This is a genomic window from Streptomyces sp. NBC_01591 (genome assembly GCF_035918155.1).
Classification (GTDB): domain Bacteria; phylum Actinomycetota; class Actinomycetes; order Streptomycetales; family Streptomycetaceae; genus Streptomyces.
This window is the reverse complement of sequence record NZ_CP109327.1, coordinates 7,935,932-7,952,092: the sequence shown is the minus strand read 5'-3', so window position 1 is coordinate 7,952,092 and position 16,161 is coordinate 7,935,932. Positions and strand designations below refer to the sequence as shown.

Below are 16,161 nucleotides of genomic sequence, written 5' to 3'. Positions count from 1 at the left end.
TCTTGGATAATCTGCTCAGGTGAGCACCGATCTGACCTTGCTGTCGCGTGTCGCCTATCGCGGGCAGGAAGTCACAGCCCCTCGGATCCGCGACCTCCTCGCTCTGCTCGCGGAGGACCTGCGCAGGGGGTGCAGAACCGACCGGCTCGTGGCCGGGCTGTGGCCCGACGAACTTCCCGAGCGGCCCGGCAAGGCGGTTCAGGTCCTGGTGTCCCGGGCCCGCACGCAGCTCGGCGCCGACGTCGTGGCCAGCATCCCGAGCGGCTACCGGCTCGCCCTCGACGAGAAACAGGTCGACGCCTCCGCGCTCCTGCTGCACGCCGCCGCCGGCGCCGAGCGAGCTTGGGTCGGGGACCACGCGGGGTCACTGGCCTCCGCCGAGGCCGGGCTCGCCCTGTGGGACGGCTCCCCCGATGTGGGGGGCGGCCCCCTCGCCGCGTTGCGCGCCGAACGGGCCCCCGTACGCGGCGCACTCGTCCGGGCGCAGGGCCTCGCGCTCGCGCGCCTGGGCCGCCACGCGGAAGCGGCCGGGCCGCTGGCCGTGGCCGCTTCGGAGCACCCCCGTGACGAGGAGGTCCTCGCCGAACTGCTGCGCGGCGAGGCGGCCGGGTCGGGCCCGTCCGCCGCGCTGACACGGTACGAGGCCTACCGGCGCGAGCTGCGCGAGGAGCTCGGTACGGACCCCGGCGCCGCGCTCAGGGCCGTACAGCAGGAGCTGCTGCACGGCGGGGCGCCCGTGGTCAGACACGGGGTGCCGCACGAACCGAACCCGCTGCTCGGGCGCGACGAGGACATCGCCGCGGTCGAAGGGCTGCTGCGTGCGTCGCGGGCGGTGACCGTCGTCGGCCCCGGAGGGCTCGGCAAGACCCGGCTCGCGTACGCCGTCAGCCGCCGCACCGAGCAGCGCGTCGTGCACTTCGTGCCACTCGTCGGCGTCACGGCCGACGGGGACGTGGCCGCGGAGGTGGCGTCCGCGCTCGGGGCGGGCGAGAACAGGCACACCGGGGTGAGCAGCCACGTCTCGGCCGACCCGGTGTCCGGGATCCTGGGAGTGCTGGGCTCGGGACCGGCGCTGCTGGTTCTGGACAATTGCGAGCACGTCATCCGCGGCTCCGCCAACCTCGTACAGGCCCTGGTGTCGTCATCGAAGGACCTGCGGGTACTGGCCACCAGCCGGGCACCGCTGGGCCTGACGTCGGAGGCCGTGTACGCGCTGCCGGAGCTGGGCCTGGCGACATCCGTCGAGCTGTTCACGCAGCGGGCGCGGGCCGCCCGGCCCGGGGTGAAGCTGCCGCCGGACGCAGTGGCGGAGCTGTGCGGACACCTGGACGGGCTGCCGCTGGCCGTGGAGCTGGCCGCGGCACGGGTGCGGGTGATGTCGGTGCCGGAGATCGCCCGGCGCATCGGCGACCGGTTCGCGCTGCTGCGCGGCGGTGCGCGGGACGTGCCGGAGCGCCATCGCACGCTGCACGCGGTCGTGGAGTGGAGCTGGAACCTGCTCACCGAGGACGCCCGGGCGGCGCTGCGCACGCTGTCGGTGTTCCCCGGCGGCTTCTCCGGGGAGGCGGCGGAGCACGTGCTGGGCGAGGACGCCCTGTTCATGCTGGAGCAGCTGGCCGGCCAGTCGCTGGTCACGGTGGTGGACGCGCCGGTGGGCGTCCGGTGCCGCATGCTGGAGACCGTACGGGAGTTCAGCGCCGCCCGGCGTGCGGAGGCGGGCGAGGAGGAGCCGGCCGTCGACCGGTTCCTGGACTGGGCGCGGGGCTTCGGGGTCGCGTACCACGACGTGCTGTTCGGGTCGGACCTTCTGGCGGCCTGGGAGTTGATCCGCGCCGAGCAGGACAACCTCGTCCTGGCGCTGCGGCACGCGCTGGCCCGCGGGGACGGTCCTTCCACCGCCGCGCTGACCGCGGTGCTCGCCGCGCTGTGGTCGACCGACTCCAACTACCCGAGGCTGGCCGTGCTCGCCGCCGACACCGGGCCGCCGCTCTCGCACTACAACCCCGAGCCCAGTTACGTCGAAGTCACCCGCGTCGCCGCCGTGTTGTGCACGGCGAGCCTGTTCATGGGCTACCGCCCGCACGTGACCGTGGTGCGGCAGCTGGTGACGCTGCGGCGGCTGCCGCCCGCGCCGCCGGACACACTGCTGCGGGCCACCGCGCTCGTGCTGAGCGCGATCCCCGAGATGGTTCCGCCCGGATACGAGGTGCTGCAGCGGTTGTGCGACAGCCGGCTTCCGCTGGTCGCCGGGATCGCCGAGTGCGTCGCCACCTACGTCTGGGAGTACGAGCACGACATCGACCGCGCGCTCGCGTCGGCCCGTCGGATGATCGCCGCGCTGGCGACGGTCACCAACCCGTCGATGCAGGTCATGGTGCACGCCCGGGTGAGCGACATGTGCTTGCAGACAGAGCAGGGCGACGCCGCGTACGGGCATCTGAAGGCAGCGCTCGAGGCGCTGCCGCGGCTCGACGACGAGCACGACTCGATCGGCATCCGCCGGGGCCTGGTGCTGGCCTGCCTGCAGCGGGGCGACCCGGACGAGGCGGAGTACTGGCTGCGGCAGGCGGAGGGCGACAGCACGCGGCCCGGTGACGCCTCCCACATTTCCGACCTGGGCGGGCGCGCCGAGATCGCGCTCGCCCGAGGACGCACGGAGACGGGGCTCGACCTGTGGCGCAGCGCCGTGGAGCGGATGCCCGACGCGGACTCGGCGCACAGCGGCGATCCGTGGCTGGACCCCTGGGCGCTGGAGATCCAGTCAGCGGCGGTGACGGCGCACGCGCACGCCGACCGGCTCGACCTGGTGGCGGAGGCCGTCGACCGGCTGCACCAGCGGCTGCTGACGCTGCTGTCCGGGCCGCCGCGCACGCCCAGGGAGCTGCCGTTGTTCGGGACGGTACTGCACGCGCTGGGGATGGCGGGGCTCGCATCCGGGGACGCGTCGGCGGTACGGCTGGTCGCGCTGGCCGAGCGGCTGCGGGTGCTGCGCGAGTTCCAGCCGACGATGTCGGCGGCACGGGCGCGGCGTGCGGCCGAGGCCGCGGACGCGGCGGCCTACGCGGACGCGGTGTCCCAGTACGCCGCGCTGGGGCGCGACGAACTGCGCGAGGCCGCGCGCGCACTGGTTTCGGGAAGCGGCTGAGGCAGCGGGGCGGAAACGTCCCGCAGGGGCGGAAAGCCTGCTCAAAGGAGCTTCGGTGACCGTTTCAGCGAGGGTTTCAAGGGGCTGAAGCCACCGTGAAACCCCGCTGAATGCGGCGTACCGCAACCTCTTGCTCCATGACGACCACGGCATCGCAATCACTCGCCATCGCGGCCAAGGGGCTGCGAAAGTCCTACGGGGAGAAGGCGGTCCTCGACGGCATCGACCTGACAGTGCCGTCCGGCACCATCTTCTCGCTGCTCGGGCCGAACGGTGCGGGCAAGACCACCATGGTCAAGATCCTCTCGACGCTCATCACGTGCCAGGCCGACGAGTTGTACGTCGGTGGGCACGACCTGGCAACCGACCCGCAGGGCGTACGCGCCTCGATCGGCGTCACCGGGCAGTTCTCCGCCGTCGACGGCCTGATCACCGGCGAGGAGAACATGCTCCTCATGGCGGACCTGCACCACCTCTCGCGCAGCGAGGGACGGCGCACCGTGGCGGAGTTGCTGGAGCAGTTTCATCTGACGGACGCGGCGAAGAAGCCCGCCTCCACCTACTCCGGCGGCATGAAGCGCCGCCTGGACATCGCGATGACACTCGTCGGCAGCCCTCGCATCATCTTCCTCGACGAGCCGACGACCGGCCTCGACCCGCGCAGCCGCCACAACACATGGCAGATCATCCGCGAGTTGGTCTCCGGCGGTGTCACTGTGTTCCTCACCACCCAGTACCTGGAGGAGGCCGACGAACTCGCCGACCGCATCGCCGTGCTGAGCGACGGCAAGATCGCCGCCGAAGGAACCGCCGAGGAGCTGAAGCGGCTCATTCCAGGCGGTCACGTGCGGCTGCGGTTCGCCGATCCCGTCGCCTACCGGTCAGCGGTCTCCGCCCTCAACGAAGCCACCACCGACGACGAGGCGCTGGCGCGCCAGGCCTCCAGCGACGGCACCCGGCGCGAGCTGCGCTCGATCCTCGACTGGCTGGACTCCTCCGGCTTCGCGCTGCGCGAGGTCAGCAGGGACGACGAGGCGCTCACGTTGAGGATCCCCAGCAACGGCGGTCAGCGGGAGCTGCGCTCGATCCTCGACTGGCTGGACGCCGCGGGCATCGAGGCGGACGAGCTGACCGTGCACACCCCGGATCTCGACGATGTGTTCTTCGCGCTGACCGGTGGTCTCAACCAGCCCAAGAAGGAGGCCGTCCGATGAGCTCCCTGTCCCTCGCCATGCGCGACTCGACCACGATGGTGCGCCGCAACCTGCTGCACGCGCGGCGCTATCCGGCGCTGACCCTGAACGTGGTGCTGACACCGCTCATCATGCTGCTGCTGTTCGTCTACGTCTTCGGCGACGTGATGAGCGCGGGCATCGGCGGCGGCGGCGCGGACCGCTCCGAGTACATCGTCTACATCGCCCCCGGCATCTTGATGATGACCATCGGCACCACCCTCGTCGGGACCTCGGTGTCCGTGGCCGACGACATGACCGAGGGCATCATGGCCCGCTTCCGCACGATGGCGATCCACCGAGGTTCGGTGCTGATCGGGCACGTCGCGGGCAGCGTGCTGCGATCGGTCATCAGCGTGACCCTGGTCGGCGCCGTCGCGGTGGCCATCGGCTTCCGCTCGGTGGACGCGACGGTCCTGGAGTGGCTGGCGGCGTTCCTGCTGCTCGCGCTGGTCGCGCTGGCGTTCACCTGGATGGCGATCGCCGTCGGCATGGCCAGCCCCAACGGTGAGGCGGCCGGGAACAACGCGGTGCCGCTGGTCATCCTGCCCTTCATCTCCAGCGCCTTCGTACCGGTCGACGCGATGCCGGGCTGGTTCCAGCCGGTCGCCGAGTACCAGCCGTTCACGCCCGCCATCGAGACCCTGCGCGGCCTGCTGCTGGGCAGCGAGATCGGCCACAACGGGTGGCTCACCGTGGTCTGGTGCGTGGGCCTGGCCGTACTCGGCTACTACTGGTCGAAGTCGCTGTTCAACCGCGAGACGCGGTAACCCGAGCCCGGGCTGAATCCCCCGCAGCCCGGACCGCCCCGGGGCGGAGCTCTCCGCCCCGGGGCGCCCCGCGGTCGCGCAGCGCCCTCCGTCCCGCCGGCCGCCTCGCACGGCTCGCGTTCCATGTCGACGCTGGCACCGCTGTTCTTCGCCACCGCGGGACTCCCAGGTGGAACTGGCAACCCTGGCCCAGCCCACCGTGTTGCTCGCCGGGATCGTCACGCTGCTGGTGGCCACCGTGGCCAAGTTCGCCGGGGGCTACCTCGGCGCCCGGCTCGGCCGCCTCGGCCACAGCGAGTCGCTCGCGATCGGGGCCGGACTCAACGCCCGCGGCGTCGTGGAGATCGTCATCGCCACGGCCGGGCTCCAGCTGGGCATCCTGACCACGGCCACGTACACGATCATCGTGCTGCTCGCCGTCGCCACCTCGGTGATGGCACCGCCGTTCCTGCGCCACGCGACGCTGAAGATCCCGAAGACGACGGCGGAGACGGATCGGGAGAGGGAGTTCGCCGGAACCTGAGCCGCGCGGGCACCCGAAGTACCCGTGGCCCGCTCGGCCGACTCGCGCGGCGAGGTGGTGCGCTATCGGATGAGGGCCGGGCCTGGGCTGGTGGTTGCTCCGAGCAATAACAGCCAGGAGCGGGATCAGGCCAGGTTGCGCAGGTTCTCGTCGCCGACCACCGCGGCCGAGCCGGTGAGGTTGAGCATGGGCAGGTCGGATATGTGGTCGTCGTAGGCGATGCCGTGGTCGGGTGTGGTGCGGTGCGCGCTGGTGACCAGCCTTACGGCGGTCGATCGGGGTCACGGATCGCGGTCTGCGTGACCTCCATGAGGACCTCGACGAGGATGCACAATCGTGAACTCGTCGCCACGCGCGGCCTACCACAGCGCGCGCAAGGATGCCTTGTACGGCTCGAAGCCGTTCCCGAGACGCCCTCCGGGCCAATCCGCCCTGCAGCCAGTCGCACGGCTCGGCAGTGGTCCCGAGAGTTTCGCAGGACTCATGCCGACCGGATGCCGACGTTCCTGACGACACATCGAACCTCGGCAAGGGCACTCGAGGCCGACCCGCCCAACGCGGCAAGGTTAGGCTAACCTAAGTACATGCAGGTTACCGTCAGTCATGATCATGGTGCGCCGCCCGGGTGGGACACGCCCCGATGGACCGAACCCTCGGCGGGCGGCGCCCTCGTGGCCCCGCCCTATTTGCTGACCACGGCGATCTTCGACGGATCGGACCCCCTGGGGCCGTCGGCAACCGGGGTGCACACCCACACCGACGCGCTCCTGGTCTGGCCGCACCTCGGTTCGATGACTCTGCACACCCGGAACGCGGTGCGTCACCTCGTACCCGGTCAGGGCATCTGGCTGCCGCCCGGCACGCCGCACGCCTCCCGTCCGGAGGCCGGCAGCGTGAGTTGCTTCACCTACGTGGCACCGGAGGGGATTCCGCCGGGCTGGTCGTCCCCGCGATCACTGAAGGTGGGACGGGCACTCCAGGAGATGCTGCTTCATCTCGACGCCACCCCGATGCCCGACGACCTCCGGCTCCGGACCCAGCGCGTCATCATCGACATGCTGGAGGAGAACCCGCGCTCGGTGATCGAGGTCCCCGTCCCCGAGGACTGGCGGATCCGCGCCCTGGCCCACGACGTCATGCGCGATCCGGAGAGCGACCTCTCGTTGGAACAGTGGGCCGCCCGGCACGCGCTCAGCGTGCGTACCGTCACCCGGGCGTTCGGCCGGGACGTCGGCATGTCGTTCACCCGATGGCGTTCGCTGGTCCGGATGTCCATGGCCACGACCATGCTGGCACGGGGCCACCAGGTCAACCTCGTGGCACACCGCTGCGGTTACGCCACGACGAGCGCGTTCTCCGCCGCCTTCCGCCGCGTGACCGGGGTCAGTCCGACCGAGTATCTGCGCGAGCAGACGGCGCCGACGCCCGTCGACCGCTGAGCCGCCGCACCGGAGCCACCGGGGGCGGCCCTGTCCCGGCCGGACGGGGACGGGACCGCCTCCGGATTCCGCGCGGCCGACGCCTCCCCGGGGCCGGCCACTGCCGGACGCCCCGCACCCGTGTCAGGGATATCGCCGGCAAGTGGCTGACTCACGACACACCCTGGCCGGATCGCAACCCCTGCCGACGCTCCGTCTGCTTAGCGTTCACTCAGGTGAGGGTTGCCTAACCACCGCGTGGGCGACAGATCGCATGGCTGTCCCGCCACAGCGTCGACTCCCACCACATATCCGCCTGCGTACCACCGCGCGGTGTCCAGTTCCTAGGAGAGACATGTCCATATCCACCCCCGCCCGACGCGGACCGGGCACCCTGGTCCGCGCCATGGCGCTGGTGATCGCCGTCGTCGTGAGCCTGGCGGGCTGTGGCAGCGCCGGGTCCGAACCGGACTCGGCGAAGGCGAAGACCGGGTCCGCCGCGGCGAGCTTCCCCGTAACCATCAAGCACGGCCACGGGAGCACGACGGTCGAGCAGAAGCCCCAACGCATCGTGGCGCTCAGCTGGATGTCACTGGACGTGGTCTCGGCACTGGGCACGGTCCCGGTCGGTGTCGACGAGCAGTGGGGTGGCGACAAGCAGGGATACACTCCGTGGTTCCGCGGCACGGTCGAGAAGCTCGGCGGCCCCCTGCCCGAGATACTGAACCGCGGTGACGCGGGCGAGATCGACTTCGAGCAGATCCTCTCGCTGGAGCCGGACCTCATCATCGGCCTGTACTCCGGCATCACGGACGTCGAATACAAGCGTCTCTCCGAGATAGCACCCACCGTCCCGTATCTGAAGAAGCCGTGGGACGGCGGGACCTGGCAGGAGATGACCCGCACCATCGGCAAGGCGATGGGCGAGAACACGAAGGCCGAGAGCCTCGTCACCGACGTCCAGGGACAGTTGGCCGCAGTGGCCGAGGACCACCCGGAGTTCAAGGACAAGACCTTCGCCTACGGAGTGGCCTTCCCGCCCGGGACGACGGAGGTCGGCCTGTACGTCGACTACGACGCCCGGGTCCGGCTGCTGACCGAGATGGGCTTCAAGAACACCCCGTCGATGAGCGCGATCGCGTCCACCGTCAAGGGCACCAACTGGTACGGCGGAGTCAGCCTGGAGAAGCTCGACACGATCGAGGCCGACATCTTCGTCGCCTGGGCCAGCGGCCCCGACGAGGTCGAGCACACCCTCAAGGACCCGTTGTTCTCGCGTTGGAAGCCGATCGCCGGCAAGCACTACGCCTTCGTCCAGGACCCGACCATGGGCATGGCCACCAGCGGCCCCTCCGTGCTCTCCATCCCCTGGGCGATCGAACGCTACGTACCGATGCTCGCCGACGCCGTCTCGGGCAAGGGCAACACCGGCGCGGACTTCTGACCGTCGGCTGCCACTCCGCAGGTGACGCCACCCCCAAGGACAACCATGAAAACCCCATCACCCCCGGGTGACCTCGCCACCGGTGCACAGCGTGATGTGCCGGGCCCGCTCCTCGGCGCGGGCCCGGCCCGGCGCGGCCGGTCCCGCCCGCTGATCCTGCTGGCCGCCGCCGCGCTGCTGCTCGTCGTGGCAGTCCTCAGTGTCATGGTCGGCGCCCGTTCCATCGCACCCGGCACGGTCTGGGACGCGCTGTTCCACTTCGACGACTCCGATGAGCATGTGATGGTGCGTGAGCTGCGGGTGCCGCGCACCGTGATCGGCCTCGTCGTCGGCGCGGCCCTCGGCCTGAGCGGCGCGCTGATCCAGGCGTTCACCCGTAACCCCCTGGCCGATCCCGGCATTCTCGGCGTCAACGCGGGCGCGAGCCTCGCGGTGACCTTCGCCGTCGCCGTACTCGGGTTCACCGCCGCGAGCCAGTTCATCTGGTTCGCGCTGGCCGGCGCCTTCGGCCTCACCGTGCTCGTCTACGTCCTCGGCTCGATCGGGGCCGGCCGCGGCACCCCGGTCAAACTCACCCTCGCGGGCGTCGCGTTCAGCGCCGTGTGTGGCGGATTCACCACCGCCATGGCGCTCAAGAGCACGACCACCTTCGACATCATGCGGTTCTGGGGAGTCGGCTCCATCGGCGGCCGGTCGCTCGACATCCTCCCGGTCGCCCTGCCGCTCATCGGTGCCGGCCTCGTCCTGGGAATGTCCAGCGCGGGATCGCTCAACGCCCTCGCGCTCGGCGACGACACCGCCCGGTCGCTGGGAACCCGCCTGGCGCTCACCCGGGTGACCGTGGTCGTCGCCGTCACCCTGCTGGCCGGGACCGCCGTCGCCGTCGCCGGACCCATCTCGTTCGTCGGTCTGATGGTGCCCCACATCGTGCGGTGGTTCGTCGGACCGGACCAGCGCTGGATCCTGCCCGTCACAGTCGTCGCCGCCCCCGCCTTCCTGCTGGCCGCCGACATCATCGGACGTGTGGTGCTCCCCTCCGGGGAACTGCGGGTAGGACTCGTCACCGCGCTCATCGGCGCACCCGTCCTCGTGGCCCTCGTCCGGCGCCGGAAGGTGAGCACCCTGTGATCACCGGAACCCCGTCGCAGGCCCCACCGGACCGGGTCGCCTTCGGACGTACCGTCTGGCACTGGCGCCTCGGCTCGATGGCGCTGCGCGTCGAACGGCGATCCGTCCTCGTCTGTGCCGCCCTGGCGGTGACCGTGGCCGCCCTCGGCGTGCTCACACTCGGCTCCGGATCCATCTCGCTCTCGCCCGCGCAGGTGCTGTCCGCCCTGTTCGACCCGGACGCCGACTCCCGTTCGCGGCTCGTCGTCGTGAACTGGCGGCTTCCCCGGCTGCTGTTCGCGATCATCTGCGGTGCGGCACTCGCGATCAGCGGGGCGATCTTCCAGTCGCTGACCAAGAACCCGCTGGGCTCCCCGGACGTGATCGGTTTCGCCTCCGGTTCGTACGCGGGCGCCAGCGTCGTCATGCTGCTCATCGGAACCGCCAACTACCTTGCCATCGCGTCCGGTTCGCTGATCGGCGGGTCGGCCACGGCACTGCTGGTGTACGTACTGGCCTACCGCGGCGGGCTGCAGCCGTTCCGTCTCATCATCGTCGGCATCGCCGTCGGTGCGTTCCTCGGTTCCCTCACCTCGATGCTGCTCCTCTCCGTCAGCCCTCAGCAGGCCATGCTCGCGGCGACCTGGGGAGCCGGATCCCTCAGCGGACTCGGCTTCGGCCAACTGGGTTCAGCGACGGTCGTCCTCGCCGTCCTGCTGGTCTGCTCCGCCGCCGTGGTACGGCCCCTGGTCCAGCTGGAGATGGGCGACGACACCGCCGTGGCGCTCGGCGTGAACGCGCAGCGCACCCGGCTCGTCGCCACCCTCGTCGGGGTCGCGCTCACCGCGCTGGTGACCGCGGCCGTCGGCCCGATCGCGTTCGTCGCACTCGCCGCACCGCAGATCGCCCAGCGTCTGACCAGGAGCTGCACCACGCTGCGCATCGCCCCGGCAGCACTCACCGGCGCCGTCGTCCTCGTTTCCGCCGACTACATCGCGCAGCGCGTCGACCTGCCCGTGGGCGTCGTCACGGTGTGCGTCGGAGGGGCCTACCTCGCCTGGCTCCTGGCCCGTCAGTACGCGGGCCGACGCCGATGAACCCGCGGATGCCGCAGGCGCCGGCCCCGTCGCCCGCGCCGCCGTCGCCGCCTCCGAACCGTCAGCCAGGAGAAGCCTTCGTGACCACCACGACGCAATACATTCGGACGCCGGATCCGGCACGGCTGGAGGTGCTCGACGCGACCATCGGCTATGCCCGCCGGCCCATCTCCGAGCATCTGGACGTACGGATCCCGGACCATTCCTTCACCGTGATCATCGGCCCCAACGCCTGCGGCAAGTCCACCCTGCTGCGGGCCGTGTCCCGCCTGCTGAAACCCAGTGCGGGAGAGGTCGTGCTCGACGGCCGGTCCATCGCGAACTACCGCTCCAAGGAGGTCGCTCGGCTTCTGGGGCTGCTGCCGCAGACCTCGCAGGCACCCGACGGGATCTCCGTCGCCGAACTGGTCGCCCGGGGACGCCACCCGCACCAGCGGCTGATGCGCCAGTGGACCGAACAGGACGAACGGGCCGTGCTCGACGCGATGGCGGCCACCTCCATAACGGAACTGTCCGACCGGCTCGTCGACGAGCTCTCCGGCGGCCAGCGCCAACGCGTCCGGGTGGCGATGGTCCTGGCTCAGCAGACTCCCATCCTCCTGCTGGACGAACCGACCACCTTCCTCGACATCGCCCACCAGATCGACCTGTTGGAGCTGTTCGCCGACCTGCACCTCGCCGGGCACACCCTGGTCGCGGTGCTGCACGATCTCAACCACGCGGCCCGCTACGCGACCCGTCTCATCGCCATGCGCGACGGCCGGATCGTCGCCGAGGGCACCCCGCAGGAGGTCGTGACCGCGGAACTGGTGGAAGAGGTGTTCGACCTGCCCTGCCGGGTCGTCCCCGACCCGGTCACCGCAACGCCCATGGTCATCCCCCTGCCCCGGCGGCGGAACGCACCGTGAACGAGCCCACAGCCACCGGTACCCATGAGCCCGGTTCCGTCCCGTCGCTGTTCCGCGTCGCGCTCCTGCACCAAGGCCGCGCCCGGCGGCTCACGCTCACGACCCTCGCGTTCATGGTCCACGAGCTGTGCGAGGCGCTGGTGCCGATCCTCATCGGCGTCGTCATCGACCGGGCGCTGGCCCCCTTGAACCGCCCAGCCCTGCTCTGGTGGCTCGCCGCGCTCGCCGGGGTGTTCATCGTCCTCTCCCTGTCGTACCAGCGGGCGTCGTCGGCCATGGTGACCGTCTACGGCCACGGCGAGCACGAGCTGAGACAGCGTGCCATGACCAGACTGCTCGACCCGCACGCACTGCGCCGCGCACCCGGTACCGGGGAGGCCCTCTCCCTCGTCTCGTCCGACACCTACCGGGTCGCCGGGGTCTCCTGGAGCGTCGTCCAGCAAGCATCGACGGTCACGGCCATCCTGACGGCGTCCACCGCCCTGCTGGTCATCTCCGTACCGCTGGGTCTGGGCGTCGTCGCCAGTACCGTCCTGGTGCTCGTCGTCATGCGCCGGATCTCGATGCCCCTGGAGGCCCGGGGACTGGCCGAGCAGAGTTCGGCCGCCCGGGCCGGCGACGTGGCCACCGACATGATCACCGGACTACGGGTGGTGATCGGCATGAACGCCCAGGCGGAGGCCGCCCGCCGCTACCGCACCGCGAGTGAGGAGTCACGCAAGGGTGCCGTCGCCGCCGCGCGCTCCATCCTGGCGTACAGCGGTCTCAGCCTGCTGCTGTCAGGGGTGTTCCTGGCCGCGCTCGCCACGGCGTCGGGACTTCTCGCGCTCAGGGGCCACCTCACCATCGGTCAGCTCGTCACCGTCCTCGGGCTCGCCCAGTACCTCCAGGGCTCCCTCGCCCATGTCGGTACCTTCGCGTCCAACTGGATCCACAAACGCGCCTCCGCGCGTCGGCTCAGCGAGCTGATCAACGAACCGCCTCTGATAGACCCGGCGCCGACCGGCGCCCCGAACGGGCCGGGCGGTTGCGCCGAACCCGCCGACGCCGGGGGCCACGACGGTGCGACGCTCCGGTGGCATCCGGTCGGCCATGCCGAGCCACTGGACGTCCGGCCCGGCGAGCTCGTCGGTGTCGTGCCACGCCACCCCGGGCACGCGCGGGATCTCAGTGACCGGCTCGGCTACCGCGTTCCCCTGCGCCGCGGCGAACTCCTGGTCGACGGCGTCGACGCCGTCGACCTCGGCCCGGACCGGGTCCGCGCACGGATCGCCGCCCCGCCCCACCACGGAGCGGTGTTCTCCGGCACCCTGCGGTCGAACCTCGTCCCCCGGGGAGGCACGTCGGACACCGCCGTGATCAGGGCCACGATGCTCGACGACGTACTCGAACACATCGGAGGAGACCGGGCCGACGTCGGCGAACACGGCCGCAGGCTCTCCGGCGGTCAGCGCCAGCGCCTGCTGCTCGCCCGCGCGCTGCACTCAGGAACCGATGTCGTCGTCCTCGACGAACCCACCACCGCCGTCGACCCGGTGACCGAACGGCGTATCGCCCAGGGACTCCGCGATCTGCCCTCCACGACCCTCCTGATCACCACCAGCCGGATCCTGCTCTCCGCCTGCGACCGGGTCATCGACCTCGGCGGAACACCCCACGAACCGAACGGAACACCCCGGTGACCCCCGAGAACAGCACTCTGCCCGTCGCCGGCACGCGCCGCACCAGGCGAGAGCTCCTGCGCCGGCTCGGCGCACACCGCGGCCGGCTCGCCGTGGCCGTGCTCACCCTGCTCGGCGGTACGGCGGTCACGCTCGCCACCCCGCCGTTGCTCGGCGGGATCGTGAACGCCGTCGTGGACAAGGCCGAACCGGGCCGGGTCACTGTTCTCGGAATCGCCCTCGTCCTCGTCGCCGCCACCGGCGCCGGGCTTGCCTTCGCCGGTGGCCGGATGCTGGTCTCGCTGGTCCAGGACGTCCTGGCGGGCCTGCGCGAAGACGTGTTCGAGACCGCGATCCACCTTCCCGGCGGCGTCGTCGAGTCCTCCGGCAGTTCCGATGTCGTCTCCCGGGTCACCCGTGACGTCGAGGCGATCTCCGAAGCGGCCTCGGACGTGCTTCCCGATGTCACCGCCGCCGGCTTCACGATCGCCCTGAGCGTGGTGGGTCTGGCCGTCCTCGATCCCCGTCTGGCCCTTGCCGGCCTGGTCTGTCTGCCCGTTCACGTACTCGCCACCCGGCAGTTCCTCACCCGCTCCCACCTGGTGTACGGGGACATCCGCCGTCTGGAGTCGGCGCGCGGGCAGTGCGTCGTGGAGTCGGTGCACGGGGCCGCGACGATCCGTACGTACCGGACCCAGGACCAGCACCTCGGTGAACTGGCCGAGCGCAGCGAACTGGCCATCGAGCGGCAGCGCGACGGTGTGCGGCTGCGCAATCGCTTCACGGGGCTGCTCAACGCGGCGGAGTTCCTCGGCCTCGCCGCCGTACTCATGACCGGCTTCGCGCTGCTACGCTCCGGGACGATCTCGCTGGGCGCGGCAACCGCCGCGGCCCTCTACTTCCACCGACTGTTCGGTCCGGTAGGAGCTCTCCTGGGCAGTCTGGACGACGTCCAGCGAGCCACCGTGGGACTGGCGCGTCTCGTCGGGATCACCGACCTGGGCGACCGCCCCGGCAGCGCACCGGGCGGCCGGGACGGGACGTCGTGCGGAGCGGAGATCGAGGTGCGGGGTGTCTCGTACTCGTACGACGGGACGCGTCCGGTGCTCCGTGATGTCTCCCTGCACGTACCCGCGTGCACCAGCGTCGCGCTCGTCGGCGCCAGCGGCTCGGGCAAGAGCACCCTGGCCCGCCTGATCGCGGGCCTCGACGAGCCGTCCGAGGGACGGATCACCGTCGGGGACGCCGCGGGCCCCGGCTCCCCCACCCGCTATCTGGTCACCCAGGAAGTCCATCTGTTCGGCGGCACCCTCGCGGACAATCTGAGGATCGCCCGGCCCGGTGCCACCGACACCGAACTCCGCCGATGCCTGCGCGAGGTCGGGGCCGACTGGGCACTGGGCCTGGAATCCGGGCTCGACACCGTCCTCGGCCCCGGCGGGACACCACTGGACGACGGGGCGGTCCAGCACCTCGCCCTGGCCCGCGTCCTGCTCGCCGACCCGCCCGTCGTCATCCTCGACGAGGCCACCGCCGAATCCGGTACGCAGACCCGCGCCCTCCTGCGGACGGCTCTCGCGCGGGTCGTCCGGGGGCGGACCAGCGTGATCGTCGCACACCGCCTGGAGCAGGCACGCGACGCGGACCGCGTCCTCATCCTCAACCGCAGCGAGGCCGCCGAGCACGGCACACACGCCGAACTGCTGTCCCGGGGAGGGGAGTACGCCGCCCTCTGGCAGGCATACACCCGCACGACCCAGCCACCGGACCCGGTCGCGCTGTAGCACCTGTCCGGAAGTCACCACCCGACACCCGCACGTCCAGGGGGAGCCACCCCCGTACGAAGGAGCAGCACCCATGACGATCCACCGAGCCGTCGTCGCCCGAGTCCAGCCCCTCACCGGGACCATGACCCGCATCACCTTCGACGGCGCAGGCCTCGCCACGTTCACCTCGACGGGTATCGGCGACGAGTACGTACGCCTCTTCCTCCCCCACGGCCCCGACCGCGGGGACGTCTCCTTGCCCGAGACCACGGACAACGGCGGCTGGCAGACCCCCGAAGGGCGTCCCGTCGCCCCCATGCGCAGCTACACCATCCGGGCAGTGCGCCCGGAGGCCGGCGAGATCGACATCGATTTCGTGCTGCACGACCACGGTGTGGCGTCCGGCTGGGCCGCCGCCGCCCGCCCCGGCGATGTCATCGGCCTCAGCTCCCCCACCGGGCTCTACAGTCCCCCCGCCGATCTCTCCTGGCAGGTGCTGATCACCGATCTGACCGGTCTGCCCGCCGTCACGCGCCTTCTCGAAGAGACCTCGGACCAGGTCACGACCCGGGCGGTCATCGAGGTGCCCGGGCCGTCCTCCGTCCAGTCGCTCCCGGACCGGCCCGGCATCAGGACGACCTGGGTGCACGGTGGCAACGGCCACGGCCCCAGCCGCCTGGCCGAGCTCGTGAGCGCCGCGATCCCGCCCGGCACGGATCTGACGGGCGGATACGTATGGGTCGCGGGCCAGACCAACTCCCTTCGCTCCGTGCGCCGTTACCTGCGCAAGGATCTGAAGCTCCCCGTGGAACGCTTCAAGGTCGTCGGCTACTGGGTGCCGGATGCCGAGACCTGGACCGAACGGTACGAGGCCCTGCCCGCCGCGGTGCGCTCCGAACTGGACTCCCTCTGGGACGAGCCGGATGATGAGGCCGAAGACCTCACCATCCGGTACGAGTCCCGCCTCAGCGAATTCGGGCTGTGAACCCCGGCGCGACGGTGGCCGGATGCCCCGGTCCGGGGTGGCAGCGCCGGCCCGCCGTCGACCGGGCAGTCAGCGTCCGCGCGATGCCGTTCGACGCAGGGCGCC

At 71.2% G+C, this 16,161-nt stretch carries 12 protein-coding genes; all 12 read left to right on the top strand.

What is annotated here, in order from left to right:
• Window positions 1-19: 19 nt before the first annotated feature.
• Complete coding sequence (locus OG978_RS36760) at window positions 20-3,145, top strand: ATP-binding protein (RefSeq protein ID WP_326769380.1); 3,126 nt, start codon at window positions 20-22, stop codon at window positions 3,143-3,145.
• 137 nt (window positions 3,146-3,282) lie between these two features.
• Entirely contained in the window at window positions 3,283-4,359 is a 1,077-nt protein-coding gene (locus tag OG978_RS36755) for an ATP-binding cassette domain-containing protein (protein ID WP_326769379.1), read from the top strand.
• Window positions 4,356-5,147, top strand: coding sequence for an ABC transporter permease (locus OG978_RS36750; protein ID WP_326769378.1), 792 nt, complete (start codon window positions 4,356-4,358; stop codon window positions 5,145-5,147). The genes OG978_RS36755 and OG978_RS36750 overlap by 4 nt, the downstream gene beginning before the upstream one ends.
• A gap of 169 nt (window positions 5,148-5,316) precedes the next feature.
• The gene (locus OG978_RS36745; RefSeq protein WP_326769377.1) at window positions 5,317-5,670 is read left to right on the top strand and encodes a cation:proton antiporter domain-containing protein; all 354 of its coding nucleotides are present in this window, start codon (window positions 5,317-5,319) and stop codon (window positions 5,668-5,670) included.
• Between the two features lie 584 nt (window positions 5,671-6,254).
• Window positions 6,255-7,109 (top strand): helix-turn-helix domain-containing protein, encoded by an 855-nt coding sequence (locus OG978_RS36740; RefSeq protein WP_326769376.1) that lies wholly within the window; start codon window positions 6,255-6,257, stop codon window positions 7,107-7,109.
• Window positions 7,110-7,443: 334 nt separating this feature from the next.
• The gene (locus tag OG978_RS36735) at window positions 7,444-8,532 is read left to right on the top strand and encodes an iron-siderophore ABC transporter substrate-binding protein (protein ID WP_326769375.1); all 1,089 of its coding nucleotides are present in this window, start codon (window positions 7,444-7,446) and stop codon (window positions 8,530-8,532) included.
• Window positions 8,533-8,577: 45 nt separating this feature from the next.
• A complete protein-coding gene (locus OG978_RS36730) occupies window positions 8,578-9,660 on the top strand; it encodes a FecCD family ABC transporter permease (protein ID WP_326769374.1) in 1,083 nt (360 codons plus the stop codon).
• A gap of 77 nt (window positions 9,661-9,737) precedes the next feature.
• Complete coding sequence (locus tag OG978_RS36725) at window positions 9,738-10,736, top strand: FecCD family ABC transporter permease (protein ID WP_442817864.1); 999 nt, start codon at window positions 9,738-9,740, stop codon at window positions 10,734-10,736.
• Between the two features lie 80 nt (window positions 10,737-10,816).
• Window positions 10,817-11,644, top strand: coding sequence for an ABC transporter ATP-binding protein (locus OG978_RS36720; protein WP_442817792.1), 828 nt, complete (start codon window positions 10,817-10,819; stop codon window positions 11,642-11,644).
• On the top strand, window positions 11,641-13,326 hold the full coding sequence (locus OG978_RS36715) for an ABC transporter ATP-binding protein (RefSeq protein ID WP_326769372.1): 1,686 nt from the start codon (window positions 11,641-11,643) through the stop codon (window positions 13,324-13,326). The genes OG978_RS36720 and OG978_RS36715 overlap by 4 nt, the downstream gene beginning before the upstream one ends.
• A complete protein-coding gene (locus OG978_RS36710) occupies window positions 13,323-15,089 on the top strand; it encodes an ABC transporter ATP-binding protein (RefSeq protein WP_326769371.1) in 1,767 nt (588 codons plus the stop codon). The genes OG978_RS36715 and OG978_RS36710 overlap by 4 nt, the downstream gene beginning before the upstream one ends.
• 73 nt (window positions 15,090-15,162) lie before the next feature.
• On the top strand, window positions 15,163-16,056 hold the full coding sequence (locus tag OG978_RS36705) for a siderophore-interacting protein (protein ID WP_326769370.1): 894 nt from the start codon (window positions 15,163-15,165) through the stop codon (window positions 16,054-16,056).
• The last annotated feature ends 105 nt before the right edge of the window (window positions 16,057-16,161 follow it).